We start from the raw sequence: 13,569 nt of genomic DNA, 5'->3' as shown, positions 1-13,569 counted from the left end.
TATGGCCCAGAACTGGGCGGCCGCTCCCGTCCACGGAACCGGCCGGACGTCTGGTAGGGAGAGCATGTTGATCCGCATACCCAAATTCGAACCTGCCACGCGTGGCGCCGAGGCCGGGGCCCGGCCGCGTAAGGCGGGCGTCCGGCCACTGGCTGCGGCCATCGTCTGGGGCATGACGTCGGTCATGGCCGGCGGTGCCGTCATCGGCGCCTTCGCCGGCGCCGCTCCCGCCCAGGCCCAGGCGGCCCAGCCCCATGCGGCGGCACCCAACCGCAACGCGCCGGGCAGCTTCGCCGACCTGGCGGAAAAGCTGCTGCCGGCCGTCGTCAACATCTCCACCAGCCAGAGCGCGCCGCAGCGGCAGCAAGGTCCGCGGCCGGAGATCCCGCAATTCCCGCCGGGCTCGCCCTTCGAGGACTTCTTCCGGGACTTCTTCGACCGCCAGCAGCAGCAGGACCAGCCGCAGCGCAAGGCGACCTCGCTCGGCTCCGGTTTCGTCATCGACGCCACCAACGGCTACGTGGTCACCAACAACCATGTGGTCCAGGACGCCGACGAGATCACCGTCATCCTGCAGGACGACACCAACATCAAGGCCGAGTTGGTCGGCAAGGACAGCAAGACCGACCTTGCGCTCCTGAAGATCAAGACCAGCCATCCGCTGGTCGCCGTGCCCTTCGGCGACAGCGACGCCATGCGCGTCGGCGACTGGGTGGTGGCGATCGGCAACCCGTTCGGTTTGGGCGGATCGGTCACCGCCGGCATCATCTCGGCCCGCCAGCGCAACATCGACGCCGGTCCCTACGACGACTTTCTGCAGACCGACGCGTCGATCAACCGCGGCAACTCCGGCGGCCCGATGTTCAACCTGAACGGCGAGGTCATCGGCATCAACACCGCCATCTTCTCGCCGTCGGGCGGGTCGGTCGGCATCGGCTTCGCCATCCCGTCAAACCTGGCCAAGCAGGTGGTGGCCCAGCTGAAGGAATACGGCAAGACCCGCCGCGGCTGGCTGGGCGTGCGCATCCAAGCGGTGACGCCGGAAATCGCCGAGAGCCTGGGCCTGCCCAACCACAAGGGCGCGCTGGTCGCCTCCGTCACCCCCGACGGCCCGGCGGCCAAGGGCGGGATCCAGGCTGGCGACGTGGTGACGAAGTTCGACGGCAAGGAGATCGACGAGATGCGGCGCCTGCCGCGCGTCGTCGCTGAGACCTCCATCGACAAGGCCGTCCCGGTCGAGGTCTGGCGCAAGGGCAAGACCCAGAACGTCCAGGTCAAGGTCGGCGAGCTGGAGGCGGCGGAAGAGCAGGGTCTGCTGGCCGCCAACCCCGACGACAAGCAGCAGCCGAAGGACAAACCGCCGGCCCAGAAGCCGACCGAATCGCTCGGCATGAAGTTGACTGCCATCACCCCGGAACTGCGCCAGCAGTACGAGATCAAGCCCGACCTGAAGGGCGTGGTCATCACCGAGGTCGCTGGCAACTCGACGGCCAGCGAGAAGGGCCTGCGCGCGGGCGACGTCATCATCGAGGTCGGGCAGGAAGAGGTCCGCAAGCCGGAGGATGTCGCCGCCAAGGTCCAGAAGGCCAAGGAGCAGAGCAAGAAGTCCGTCCTGCTTCTGGTCGACCGCAAGGGCGACCTGCGCTTCGTGGCGATCCCGCTGAGCTGATCCGGCTGAGCTGATCCGGCCGAGGCGATCGGGCGGGAGTGGAACAGGGGCGCCGGCGGGAAACCGCCGGCGCCTTTTTCATGTGCTCTTCAGGTCCGGATGTCGGGGGGGGCTGCCGCGTCAGGCGCCATCCAGTACCATCGCCAACCCCACGGCGCCCGCCAGCAGCGCGCAGAGGGCGGCGACGATGGCGAGGCTGCGCAGGAACTGGCGGAACTCGCCCTGCTTCCAGGCACTGCGTCCCAGCAGCACCAGATAGCCGGCCACGAAGGCGCCGATGATCTGCCAGCCCATTGAATCCCCGTCCGGTCTCCGTCCCCGATGCCGTCGGGCAGCGCGGTCCGGCGCAAATGCGCATGGGCATCCAGGCCGGGTCAAGCGGTCCGCTCGCCGCTCCGTCACGGTTTATGCCGAAAGGCAAGGGCGCGGTTGGGGTTATCGGACGGCATCACCGGTCCGACCGATCCCGGCGCAACTTCGTGTGAGATTTTTAGGACGACACTCGCTTATGGGGTGCGATATCTCGCAAATAAGTGGTGGTTAACGGTATAGTTAATTCTCTTGAGCTCTTAAATGTTCGCCGCTGTGATATCTTTGGATCCGGAAATCTTGAGGAGGCTTTGAGCATATGTCCAATGCGTTCTTCTTTTAACTCCGGAGAGTGGTACCGTAGGACACGACACGGGGGTAACCTCCCCCTAAATAACGGCCTGCCGAAGCCATCGAGGGGTAATCGCCGAGTTACCAATGCGTCGAGACCTTCACTTCGTGGAACGGATGTCATGGGCCACGACGTCATAATGATCGATCCAAAATTGCGGGAGCGGAAGATGGACACAGTGCGCGCTTTTCTAATCGACTCGAACAAGCTGTTTCGCGAGGGGCTGAAGCGCCTCCTCGACGATTCGCCTTTCCAGATCCTTGCCGAGGCGGGAAACCTGCGCGAGGCGCTGGGGTCGGTTGAGAACGGCCTGAAGCCGCAACTCCTCCTTCTCGACCTGCAGAATGGCGGCGACGAGGAGGCGGAGGGGATGCGCCGCCTGCGCGCGCTGCTGCCCGACACCCGCATGGTCATCCTGACCAGCGATCTCTGCACCCGCCGCCTCGCCAATGCGCTGGAGGCCGGTGCCGACGGCTACCTGATGAAGGACCTGTCGTCGGACGCGCTGGCCCAGTCGCTGAAGCTGGTGATGATGGGCGAGAAGGTGTTCCCAACCCATCTCGCCGCGCTGCTGATCTCCGGCCGGGTCAACGGCAACGGCACCGAGATGCCGGTCTCGCGCAAGGGCCTGTCGCAGCGCGAGGTCCAGATCCTGCGCTGCCTGCTGAACGGCGACAGCAACAAGATGATCGCCAACCACCTGAACATCACGGAAGCCACCGTGAAGGTTCACCTGAAGAGCCTGCTGCGCAAGATCAACGCGTCGAACCGCACCCAGGCCGCCATCTGGGCGCTGAACAACGGCATCGGCGGCGAATTGGCCGGTGCCGGCGCGGTCGCCGCCGCAGCGAACCAGTAGGCGCCGCTCCGGTCTTCCTCCGCCCCTGCAAAGCCCCTGTCGCCCCTTCCGCCTTCGGTAGAGGAAGGGGCAGGGGGCCGGCGGCAATGCGGCCCATCGGCCCGCCTTCTTTTGGGAAGCGCGGGCTTTTCCTTGCCTGCGTTTTCGCCTTTACGTCAACGGCTCCTGATCCTTACCTGTCAGGATCAGGAGCTTCGGTGGCATGGGCTGCCGCCGCGCCGGTCGACGCGGATACCAGCGGTCATCATCAATGACCGCTGGTATTACACCGGCAGCCGGATCACCGCGCGCAGGCCGCCATAGGGGCTGTCGTCCAGAGTGATGTCGCCGCCATGGCTGCGGGCCACGTCGCGGGCGATGGTCAGGCCCAGGCCGGACCCGCCGGTATCCAGGTTGCGGCTGCTGTCGACCCGGAAGAACGGCTTGAACACGTCGTCGCGGATATAGGCTGGGATGCCGGGGCCGTCGTCGTCGACGAGGATCTCGATCACGCCGTCCTTCCGTTCCGCCGTGACCCAGGCGGTGCCGGCATGGCGGCCGGCATTGACCAGCAGGTTGGCGATGCAGCGGCGGACCGCGTTGGGACGCAGCGGCAGGATCAGCCCGTCCGGCGCGGTCAGCGTCACCTCGGTGCCGTCGCGCCGTGCGCCGGCGGCGACCTCGTTCAGCAGGCGGGTCAGGTCGGTCGGCTGCGCCGCCTCCGTCCCCTCGCCGCGGGCGAAGGCCAGATAGCCTTCGATCATCGTCTCCATCTCAGCGACGTCGGCCTTCAGTTCCTCCACCTCGGGATCGAGGTCGGGGTCTTCGATCATGTCGAGTGCCAGCTTCATCCGGGTCAGCGGCGTGCGCAGGTCGTGGCTGACGCCGGCCAGCATCTCGGTCCGCTGGGTGATCTGGCGCTGGATGCGCTCGCGCATCAGCAGGAAGGCGGAAGCGGCCTGCCGCACCTCGGTCGCCCCCTCCATCTTGAAGTTGGAGACGTCGCGGCCCTTGCCGAGCGCGTCGGCGGCGATGGCCAGCCGCTTGATCGGCCGGATCTGGTTGCGCATGAACAGGATCGCCACGGCGAACAGCACGATGGCGGAGCCGACCATCCACAGGATGAAGATGTAGCTGGTCGGCGTGAACAGCCGGCGTTCCGGCGACATCACCGACAGCACGCCGTTCGGCATCTGCACCCGGATCTCGTACCATTCATGGGCGACGCGGGTGTTGATGGTGAAGGGGCGGGCGACCCGCTCCTCCATCGCCTTGCCCAGCGTGCGTTCCAAGAGGCCGCTCAGCCTGCGGCGGCGGTCGGGCAGGACCTGGTCCGGTTCCAGCGTGACGATCAGGTCGGTGGTGCGGGCGGTGGTGGCCAGCGCCCAGTCGCGCCCGTCCTGCGACGGGTCGCGTTCCAGCATGGCGATCGAGGTGGCGATCTCGCCGGCCACCGCATAGGCCAGCCGGTTGGTCACCGTGTCCCAGTGACGATCGTAGAAGATCCAGGTCGCCACCGCCTGCGCCAGGATGACCGGCGTGACGATGATCACCAGCGACCGGCCGAACAGGGTGCGCGGCAGGAACCGCTTGACCAGGGGGATGCGCCGCCGCCGTTCGGCCCGCCGGGCGGCGGCGGCCGCCCGCGTGTCCGCTCCGCCAGCTTCCGACCCGCCTGGCGCCGTCACGGATCGGGCCTCAGCACATAGCCTTCGCCGCGCACGGTGTGGAGATAGCGCGGCTCGCGCGGGTCGGCTTCGATCTTGCGGCGCAGGCGGGTTACCTGGACGTCGATGGTGCGGGCGTTGCCGGCGACCTTGCTGCGCTCGGTCAGATCCTCGCGGCTGAAGGTCACGCCGGGGGAGGCGGCGAGGATCCGCAGCAGGCTGGCTTCCGCCGTGGTCAGCCGGATCACCTCTTCGCCTACGCGCAGCTCGTCGCGGTCGGGCAGGTAGATCAGCGGGCCAAGCTTCACTGGGGTCGCAGGCGGGGCCGCCGGCTCCGGCGGGCGGGCGGCCTGGCGGCGCAGGATGGAGTTGATGCGCAGCAGAAGCTCGCGCGGCTGGAACGGCTTGGCGAGGTAATCGTCGGCCCCGGCCTCCAGCCCGGCGATGCGGTCGTCCGGCTCGTCGCGGGCGGTCAGCAGCAGGATCGGCAGATCCCGTTCGCGCCGGAGCGATTCCGTCAGCTCCAGCCCCGACTCTCCGGGCATCATGATGTCCAGCACCAGCAGGTCGAAGGCAAGCCCGCCCAGCTGCGCCCGCGCGTCGGCGGCGTCGCGGGCGGTGCTGACCATGAAGCCGTTGCCGGCGAGATACTTGCGCAGCAGTTCGCGCAGGCGGGTGTCGTCGTCGACGACCAGGATGTGGGGCTGATCTTCGGTCATGGCGCGACTATAGCGCGGCTCCCCGCAATCGACATAGCCTCGCCATGCGGGACGCATTTACCGACCAAGCGGGACGCATTGCCCGGCCGTGCGGGGCGCATCGTGGGTGTGCATGGCGGGCAGGCGTGTAAGGGTTTGGCCGTTTCGGGCCCGTTCCGTGTTAATCTTCCATCTGTCCTCTACGAGGGCCGAGAGACACAGGAGCGATCATAATGGCCGACGACAACAGGTCCAACGACCCGCGGGACCTGGACGCCCAAGACCTCGCTGAAATGACCCGTGCCTTCCTCGCGAAGGGCGGCAGCATCGTCCAGTGCGCGCCGGGTGCTTCCGAGAATGTGGTGTACCGCAAGGGCGGCTTTCGGCGCCGCAGTCCAAACGACGCCAAGGCGGCCAATGGTCAGGCCAACGGCCAAGTCAATGGCCAGCCCGGCGCACCGGCCGCCGCCAACGCCCCCGGTGGCGTGGAGCCGGAGACGGCCAAGCCCGAATCGAATGCCGGCTGAGAAGGGGGTCTGAAAAGGACGGCCGGGAACGGCCGCCAACCGCGGATCAGCGCTTCGCGGCCAGACGGGCGGGTGGGACGGGCGGGGCGAATTTGGCCCGGTCCCCCTCGTCCAGCATTCCCATCATCACCTTGCGGAAGCCCTCCACCGCCTCGGCGCCGGCCATGCGGTAGGCGCGGGCGATGCGCTGGCGCTGGGTTTCGGACAGCTGGCGTTCGAGTTCCACACCCTTTTCCGTCAGCTCCAGCAGACGTTGGCGGCGGTCGCGCGCGCCGGTCTGCTGGTCGATGAAGCCCTGGCGCACCAACTCGCCCAGCACGCGCGACAGGCTCTGCTTGGTGATCTTCAGGATCGCCAGCAGTTCCGACACGGTGATCCGGGGATAGCGGCCGACGAAATATATCACGCGGTGATGCGCGCGGCCGAAGCCGATCTCCCCCAGAATTTCGTCCGGTTCGGCAGTGAATTCGCGGTAAGCGTAGAACAGCAGCTCCATTCCGGTGCGGAGTTCCTCCTCGCGGAGGAAGAGCTGGTTCACGCCTGCTTTCAGATCGGCCATGGCGACGCGGTTGGTTCGATTTATTCTAATTAGGACAGCGACTCAGACATAAACAATCGCAAGCCCGCTTACAAGGACAAGCTCTACCACAGACGTCGTCATTTGTGGCGTTCCGGCGGGATCCGTCAGGCGCTGCCGATCAGGATCCCGGTCGCGAAGACCAGCAGCCCGCCGACCACCACCTGGAAGGCGGCGGCCAGCAGCGGCGTATCCATGTAGCGGTTGCGGATCCAGGCGATGACCGCCAGCTCGACCGCGACGACGGCGGCGGCGATGGCGGTCGCCGTCCAGAAATGCGGGATCAGGTAGGGCAGGGCGTGCCCCAGGCCTCCCAACGTGGTCATGGCACCGCAGACCGCCCCGCGCAGCCACGGGCTGCCCCGCCCGGTCAGTGACCCGTTGTCCGACAGCGCCTCGGCGAAGCCCATCGAGATGCCGGCGCCGATCGAGGCCGCCAGCCCGACCAGGAAGGTTTCGTGGCTGTCCTGGGTGGCGAAGGCGGCGGCGAACAGCGGCGCCAAGGTCGAGACCGACCCGTCCATCAGCCCGGCCAGACCCGGCTGGATGATCTGCAGGACGAACAGGCGGCGTTCGGATTCGTGCTCTTGCTCGGGCGCGGCGGAGGAGAGGTATTGCGCCTCCAGACGCTCGGCCTTGGCCTCGTGGCGGCGCTCCTCCTCGGCGAGGTCGCCCAGCAGCTGGCGGACCGCGGCGTCCTGCGACCGCTGGGCGGCCCGGACATAGAAGCGCTTGGTCTCCGCCTCCATCAGTTCGGCCTGGCGGCGCACGGTGTCGAGTCCCAGCGGGCGCGACAGCCAGACCGGCTTGCGCTCGACGAAGCCCTTGACGTCCTGACGGCGGATCAGCGGGATATGGTCGCCGAACTTGCGGCGGAACAGCTCCAGCAGCCGGTGGCGATGGCCGTTCTCCTCCGTACCCATGGCACGGAATATCCTGGCGGTGTCCGGATAGCTGTCCATCAGGCCGTGGGCGAACTCGTCGTAGATGCGGCTGTCCTCCTCCTCCAGCGCGATGGCGAGCGCCAGCAGTTCCTTTTCCGTCAGGTCCGAGAAGTTCTTCATGGGGTGGCCTTCGCCGCATGGGAATGGTGCGTCGCAATGATCCTATTCCGAAAGGGGGTATCCGCAACCCGGCGGTTCGGCCGGGGTGCCGCACCCGGGGTGTTACACCCGGGGTGCTACACGATGTCCCGCCGACCCTTCCTTGGGGACTGCGCCGGTCGGGTGGGTGGAATTCCGGCGACGGGCTTGCTATGGGCTTTGCTCACGAGAGGCAAAAAACGTTCCACAAGTTCCCATATAAAGCCGACACAAGAAGGAAACGACCATGACCGCCAACCGGAAGTTGATCGCCGGAAACTGGAAGATGAACGGGTTGAAGGCTGACGGGCTCGATCTCGCCTCCGACCTCGCCGGGCGGCTGAAGGGCGCCGGGCCGGTCGCCTTCGACATGCTGGTCTGCCCGCCCTTCCCGCTGCTGTTCCCGGTGGGGGAGGCGATCGCCGACAGCCCGCTGGCGCTGGGCGGCCAGGATTGCGCGCCGAAGACCGCCGGCGCCCACACCGGCGACGTCGCCCCGACCATGCTGAAGGACGCCGGCTGCCGCTACGTCATTGTCGGCCATTCGGAGCGCCGCGCCGACCATGGCGAAAGCGATGCCATGGTCAACGCCAAGGCGACCGCCGCCCATGGCCAGGGCCTGATCGCCATCGTCTGCGTCGGCGAGACCGAGGCGCAGCGCGATGCCGGACAGGCGGACGCCGTGGTCTCGGGCCAGCTCGCCGGCTCCATTCCCGCCGGTGCGACGGCGGAGAACACCGTCGTCGCCTATGAGCCGGTATGGGCGATCGGTACCGGCAAGACGGCGACTCCGGACGACGTGAAGGCGATGCACGCCCACATCCGCGCCGAGCTGGCCGGCAAGATCGCCGACCCGGACAAGGTGCGCATCCTCTATGGCGGCTCGGTCAAGCCGGGCAATGCCGCAGAGCTGATGGCGGTCGCCAATGTCGACGGCGCGCTGGTCGGCGGGGCGTCGCTGAAGGCGGACGATTTCTGGGGCATCGCTACGGCCTGCCGCTGAGACCTGTCGCTGACACCTGTCTCCGATACCGGCTCCTTGGTGCCAGCCATGCCGTGGGCGGATATGCCATAGGTATTTTGGCGCTGGCATATCGCGCGATGCCGCGGTACAAACAGTGGGCGCGCGCCACGGGCCCCTGATACGGCCTGTGGCGCGCTATTCGATTTTTGGGATGGTTGTGGGGTGAGCATCGCATGGAATCGGTGATTCTGGTCATTCACCTGCTGATCGCCATCGGGCTGGTCGGTGTGATCCTGATCCAGCGGTCGGAAGGCGGCGGACTCGGCATCGGTGGCGGCACCATGGGCGGCATGATGAGCACCCGCGGCACGGCCAACCTGCTGACGCGGACCACCGGCATCCTGGCGGCCTGCTTCTTCGCCACCAGCATCGTGCTGGCGATCCTGGCCGGCGGGCATTCGCGCCCGGCGTCGATCATCGACACGTTGCCGGCCGCTCCGGCGCAGTCGACCGTACCGGCCCAGCCGGCCGTTCCCGCGCCGCCGGTGTCCCAGTAACGGGACCGTAAGGCAAACGGGTACGAGTGAACAGCGAGGCGGCCTCCCCGAAGCCGCCTCTTTCTTTTGAGGGCCGACGATCGCGACGCGATGTTTCGGCGGCGACCCTCCGGGGACATTGATACGGTCTCCCCTTCGGGGAGATGGAACGGCTCTCCCCTTCGGGGACATGTTGAATTCGTCCCCTTTGGGGACATCCAGACTCCGTCCCCTTCGGGGACATGGAACAGCTCTCAAGCTCTTCGGACGGACATGACTCGCTACATCTTCATCACCGGTGGCGTCGTTTCTTCGCTGGGCAAAGGTCTGGCGTCGGCGGCTCTTGGGGCGCTTCTCCAGGCGCGCGGCTACAAGGTGCGCCTGCGCAAGCTGGACCCGTACCTGAACGTCGATCCCGGCACGATGAGCCCCTACCAGCACGGCGAGGTCTTCGTGACCGACGACGGGGCCGAGACGGACCTGGACCTCGGCCATTACGAGCGCTTCACCGGCGTATCGGCCCGCAAGGGCGACAACATTACCACCGGCCGCATCTATTCCACCGTGATCGCGAAGGAGCGTCGCGGCGATTACCTGGGCGGCACCGTCCAGGTCATTCCGCACATCACCGACGAGATCAAGGAGTTCATCCGCGCCGACGCCACCGACGAGGACTTCGTCCTGATCGAGATCGGCGGCACGGTGGGCGACATCGAGTCGCTGCCCTTCCTGGAGGCGATCCGCCAGTTCGGCAACGAGGTGGGGCAGGAGAATGTCCTGTACATCCACCTGACGCTGCTGCCCTACATCCCGACCGCGGGCGAGCTGAAGACCAAGCCGACCCAGCATTCGGTGAAGGAGCTGCTGAGCGTCGGCATCCAGGCCAACATCCTGCTGTGCCGCGCCGACCGCCCGATCCCGGAGAACGAGCGCAAGAAGATCGCGCTGTTCTGCAACATCCGTCCGGAACGGGTGATCGCGGCGCTCGACGTCGAGTCGATCTATCAGGTGCCGATCAGCTACCATGAGGAAGGCTTCGACACCCAGGTCCTGAGCTATTTCGGCCTGCCGGTCGACAAGGAGCCGGACCTGTCGCGCTGGACCCGCATCATGGACCGGGTGCGCAAGCCGCAGGGCGAGGTCACCATCGCGGTGGTCGGCAAATACATCAGCCTGCTCGACAGCTACAAGTCGCTGGCCGAGGCGCTGACCCATGGCGGCATCGCCAACAACGTCAAGGTCAACCTCGACTGGATCGATTCGGAGATCTTCGAGGATGACGACGCGGCGGTGAAGCGGCTGGAGAATGTCCACGGCATCCTGGTGCCGGGCGGCTTCGGTTCCCGCGGCACGGAAGGCAAGATCCGGGCGGCCCAGTTCGCGCGTGAGCGCAAGGTGCCCTATTTCGGCATCTGCTTCGGCATGCAGATGGCGGTGATCGAGGCCGCCCGCAACATGGCGAAGATCGAGGATGCCGGCTCCACCGAGCTGGGCAAGCCGGGCAACCCGGTCGTCGGCCTGATGACCGAATGGATGCGCGGCAACACGCTGGAGCGCCGTGCCGAGGTGGGCGACCTGGGCGGTACCATGCGGCTCGGCGCCTATCCGGCCAAGCTGCTGGACGGCAGCAAGGTCGCCGAGGTCTACGGCACCACCGACATTTCCGAGCGGCACCGTCACCGCTACGAGGTGAACGTGTACTACAAGGAGCGGCTGGAGCGCTGCGGCATGCGCTTCAGCGGCCTGTCGCCGGACGGGGAACTGCCGGAGATCGTCGAGATCCCCGACCATCCCTGGTTCATCGGCGTGCAGTTCCACCCGGAGCTGAAGTCCAAGCCGTTCGAGCCGCACCCGCTGTTCACCGCCTTCATCAAGGCGGCGATCGACCAGAGCCGTCTGGTCTGATCCCAAGCCTCGTGCAAAAAGCCCCGCCTCCCGCCGGAGGCGGGGCTTTTTGCGTCCTGCCCCCCGGCCGCAAGCGATGCGGGGGGTGAACGGGGCCGACTCCGCTCCATATCAGGGGCGGATTTGCCAAAGGAAGGATGAGGACGCCATGTCCGAGGTGATGATCGATGCTGCCGACGGCGGCCGTTTTTCCGCTTATGTCGCCAAGCCGGCGATGACCCCGGCCGGCGGGCTGGTGGTGATCCAGGAGATCTTCGGCATCAACGCGGTGATGCGCGAGCTGTGCGACTGGTACGCCGCCCAGGGCTTCCTGGCCGTGTGCCCGGACCTGTTCTGGCGGCAGCAGCCTGGGGTGCAGCTGACCGACAAGACCGAAGCGGAATGGAACCAGGCCTTCGCCCTGATGAACGGCATGGACCAGGACAAGGCGGTCGACGACCTGAAGGCGACGCTGGCCTGGGTGCGCGGGCAGGACGATTGCACCGGCAAGGCCGGCAGCGTCGGCTATTGCCTGGGCGGCCGCCTCGCCTTCCTGATGGCGGCGCGCTCGGATGCCGACGCCAATGTCGGCTATTACGGCGTCGGGCTGGAAGGACTGCTGGGGGAGGCGCCGAAGATCGGCAAGCCCCTTCTGCTCCATGTCGCCGAGGACGACAAATTCTCCAGCCCCGACAAGCGCGACGCGCTGCTGGCCGGGGTGAAGGACCACACATGGGTGACGGCCAAGCTCTATCCCGGCATGGACCATGCCTTCGCCCGGCCCGGCGGCGAGCATTATGACAAGGACGCCGCCGACGAGGCCAACCGCCTGACCGTCGAGTTCTTCCGCACGCATCTGGCCTGACGCCGGGGCTGTTGACGCAATTGTGGACAAGCCTCCTGCCCCCTCTCCCGCCCAAGGCGGGGGAGGGAGGGGGCATTCGTCGGGCGCCTGAGTGGCTTGCAGATCTCCATGCCGCCCGCCATTGACCATCCGCCCTGTTTAATGGGATGCAAAGGTCCACGGGCGCCCTCTCGCCCGTTTTCGTTTTGGAGCACTCCGATGACCACGCCGCGCGCCGTCCAGATCGGCGACCTGACCATTGCCAACGACCGTCCTTTCGTCCTGATCGCCGGTCCCTGCCAGATGGAGAGCCGCGACCACGCGCTGGAGACCGCGTCCGCGCTGGTGGAGATCACCAAGGGTCTCGGCATCGGGCTGATCTACAAGTCGAGCTTCGACAAGGCCAACCGCACCTCGATCACCACGGCGCGCGGCCTCGGCATGGACAAGGCGCTGCCGATCTTCGCGGAAATCCGCGAGCGCTTCGGCTGTCCGGTCATCACCGACGTCCATGATTCCGGCCAGTGCGCTCCCGTCGCCGAGGCGGTGGACGTGCTGCAGATCCCGGCCTTCCTGTGCCGCCAGACCGACCTGCTGATCGCCGCCGCCGAGACCGGCCGGGCGGTGAACGTCAAGAAGGGCCAGTTCCTGGCGCCGTGGGACATGAAGAACGTCGCCGCCAAGCTGGTGGCGTCGGGCAACGAGCGCGTGCTGCTGTGCGAGCGCGGCGCCAGCTTCGGCTACAACACGCTGGTATCGGACATGCGCTCCCTGCCGATCATGGCGGAGACGGGATTCCCGGTGGTGTTCGACGCCACCCATTCGGTCCAGCAGCCGGGCGGGCAGGGCACCACCTCGGGCGGCCAGCGCGAGTTCGTGCCGGTGCTGGCCCGGGCCGCCATCGCGGTCGGCGTCGCCGCCGTCTTCATGGAGACGCACGAGAATCCCGACTGCGCCCCCAGCGACGGCCCGAACATGGTCCCGCTCTCTGAGATGCCGGCGCTGCTGGCGAAGCTCCAGGCCTTCGACCGTCTGGCGAAGGCCTGACGCCGTTCCATTCCGCTTCAGCCGTGACGGACATGACATGATGATTGGACGGATGTTGATCGGGCGGATGTTCAGGGGCGTGGCGGTCGCGCTCCTGCTTCTGGTCGCCGCCTTCCCGGCGGCGGCGCTGGAGAGCTTCCAGAAGTCGAAGCTGACCGTCGAGACGGCGGGCGGCGGCAAGTTCCGCTTCGACGTCGAACTGGCGCTGACCCCCGGCCAGCAGGCGCAGGGGCTGATGTACCGCCGGACGATGGCGGCCGATGCCGGGATGCTGTTCATCTACGACCGGGTGCAGGCGGCCAGCTTCTGGATGAAGAACACGCTGATCCCGCTGGACATGCTGTTCATCGCCGCCGACGGGCGCATCGTGAACATCCACGAGCGCGCGGTGCCGGAATCGCTGGACTCGGTCAACTCCGACGGCCCGGTCAAGGCGATCCTGGAGCTGAACGGCGGCATGGCGGCGCGGCTGGGCATCCGCCCCGGCGACCGCGTGGTCTCCGCCGACCTTCCGAAGCCGTAAGCGGAATGACCGACCGCCCCCCCGTGACTTTGGCGTAATCTCCCCCAGATTC

At 67.1% G+C, this 13,569-nt stretch carries 14 protein-coding genes; 9 read left to right on the top strand and 5 right to left on the bottom strand.

What is annotated here, in order from left to right; genetic code table 11:
* The first annotated feature begins 64 nt into the window (after nt 1-64).
* Nucleotides 65-1,669 (top strand): DegQ family serine endoprotease, encoded by a 1,605-nt coding sequence (locus AL072_RS12940; RefSeq protein ID WP_045582212.1) that lies wholly within the window; start codon nt 65-67, stop codon nt 1,667-1,669.
* A 120-nt stretch (nt 1,670-1,789) separates the two neighbouring features.
* On the opposite strand, the gene AL072_RS35180 is transcribed toward AL072_RS12940, so the two are convergent.
* Complete coding sequence (locus tag AL072_RS35180; protein WP_167543373.1) at nt 1,790-1,963, bottom strand: hypothetical protein; 174 nt, start codon at nt 1,961-1,963, stop codon at nt 1,790-1,792.
* A 536-nt stretch (nt 1,964-2,499) separates the two neighbouring features.
* Between AL072_RS35180 and AL072_RS12935 the strand changes: the two genes are divergently transcribed.
* On the top strand, nt 2,500-3,189 hold the full coding sequence (locus AL072_RS12935; protein WP_014189689.1) for a LuxR C-terminal-related transcriptional regulator: 690 nt from the start codon (nt 2,500-2,502) through the stop codon (nt 3,187-3,189).
* Nucleotides 3,190-3,452: 263 nt separating this feature from the next.
* On the opposite strand, the gene AL072_RS12930 is transcribed toward AL072_RS12935, so the two are convergent.
* Together AL072_RS12930 and AL072_RS12925 are read right to left on the bottom strand one after the other, a co-directional pair.
* Nucleotides 3,453-4,856, bottom strand: a complete 1,404-nt coding sequence (locus AL072_RS12930) for an ATP-binding protein (RefSeq protein WP_082108944.1) — start codon at nt 4,854-4,856, stop codon at nt 3,453-3,455.
* Nucleotides 4,853-5,554, bottom strand: coding sequence for a response regulator (locus AL072_RS12925; RefSeq protein WP_045582213.1), 702 nt, complete (start codon nt 5,552-5,554; stop codon nt 4,853-4,855). The genes AL072_RS12930 and AL072_RS12925 overlap by 4 nt, the downstream gene beginning before the upstream one ends.
* Before the next feature lie 212 nt (nt 5,555-5,766).
* On the opposite strand from AL072_RS12925, the gene AL072_RS35600 reads away from it, so the two are divergent.
* Nucleotides 5,767-6,060, top strand: a complete 294-nt coding sequence (locus AL072_RS35600) for a hypothetical protein (protein ID WP_045582214.1) — start codon at nt 5,767-5,769, stop codon at nt 6,058-6,060.
* Nucleotides 6,061-6,106: 46 nt separating this feature from the next.
* Here the strand turns inward: AL072_RS35600 and AL072_RS12915 are convergent, their stop codons facing one another.
* Both AL072_RS12915 and mbfA read right to left on the bottom strand, forming a co-directional pair.
* On the bottom strand, nt 6,107-6,619 hold the full coding sequence (locus AL072_RS12915) for a MarR family winged helix-turn-helix transcriptional regulator (RefSeq protein ID WP_045582215.1): 513 nt from the start codon (nt 6,617-6,619) through the stop codon (nt 6,107-6,109).
* A gap of 125 nt (nt 6,620-6,744) precedes the next feature.
* A complete protein-coding gene (gene mbfA / locus AL072_RS12910) occupies nt 6,745-7,701 on the bottom strand; it encodes an iron exporter MbfA (protein ID WP_045582216.1) in 957 nt (318 codons plus the stop codon).
* A 265-nt stretch (nt 7,702-7,966) separates the two neighbouring features.
* Here mbfA and tpiA point away from each other — a divergent pair, with 265 nt between their 5' ends.
* The 6 genes from tpiA (at nt 7,967) to AL072_RS12880 (ending at nt 13,517) form a co-directional block, all read left to right on the top strand.
* Entirely contained in the window at nt 7,967-8,722 is a 756-nt protein-coding gene (gene tpiA / locus AL072_RS12905; RefSeq protein ID WP_045582217.1) for a triose-phosphate isomerase, read from the top strand.
* Nucleotides 8,723-8,916: 194 nt separating this feature from the next.
* Nucleotides 8,917-9,240 (top strand): preprotein translocase subunit SecG, encoded by a 324-nt coding sequence (gene secG, locus AL072_RS12900; protein WP_045582218.1) that lies wholly within the window; start codon nt 8,917-8,919, stop codon nt 9,238-9,240.
* 252 nt (nt 9,241-9,492) lie between these two features.
* Complete coding sequence (locus tag AL072_RS12895; RefSeq protein ID WP_045582219.1) at nt 9,493-11,124, top strand: CTP synthase; 1,632 nt, start codon at nt 9,493-9,495, stop codon at nt 11,122-11,124.
* Between the two features lie 148 nt (nt 11,125-11,272).
* The gene (locus AL072_RS12890) at nt 11,273-11,968 is read left to right on the top strand and encodes a dienelactone hydrolase family protein (protein ID WP_045582220.1); all 696 of its coding nucleotides are present in this window, start codon (nt 11,273-11,275) and stop codon (nt 11,966-11,968) included.
* 198 nt (nt 11,969-12,166) lie between these two features.
* Nucleotides 12,167-12,994 (top strand): 3-deoxy-8-phosphooctulonate synthase, encoded by an 828-nt coding sequence (gene kdsA, locus AL072_RS12885; RefSeq protein WP_045582221.1) that lies wholly within the window; start codon nt 12,167-12,169, stop codon nt 12,992-12,994.
* A 79-nt stretch (nt 12,995-13,073) separates the two neighbouring features.
* Nucleotides 13,074-13,517 (top strand): DUF192 domain-containing protein, encoded by a 444-nt coding sequence (locus AL072_RS12880; RefSeq protein WP_425388552.1) that lies wholly within the window; start codon nt 13,074-13,076, stop codon nt 13,515-13,517.
* Nucleotides 13,518-13,569 lie beyond the last annotated feature (52 nt).

The organism is Azospirillum thiophilum (assembly GCF_001305595.1).
In the GTDB taxonomy this organism is placed as follows: Bacteria; Pseudomonadota; Alphaproteobacteria; order Azospirillales; family Azospirillaceae; genus Azospirillum; species Azospirillum thiophilum.
Note: the sequence above shows the minus strand (reverse complement) of the source record. Positions and strands in the feature narration are given on the sequence as shown.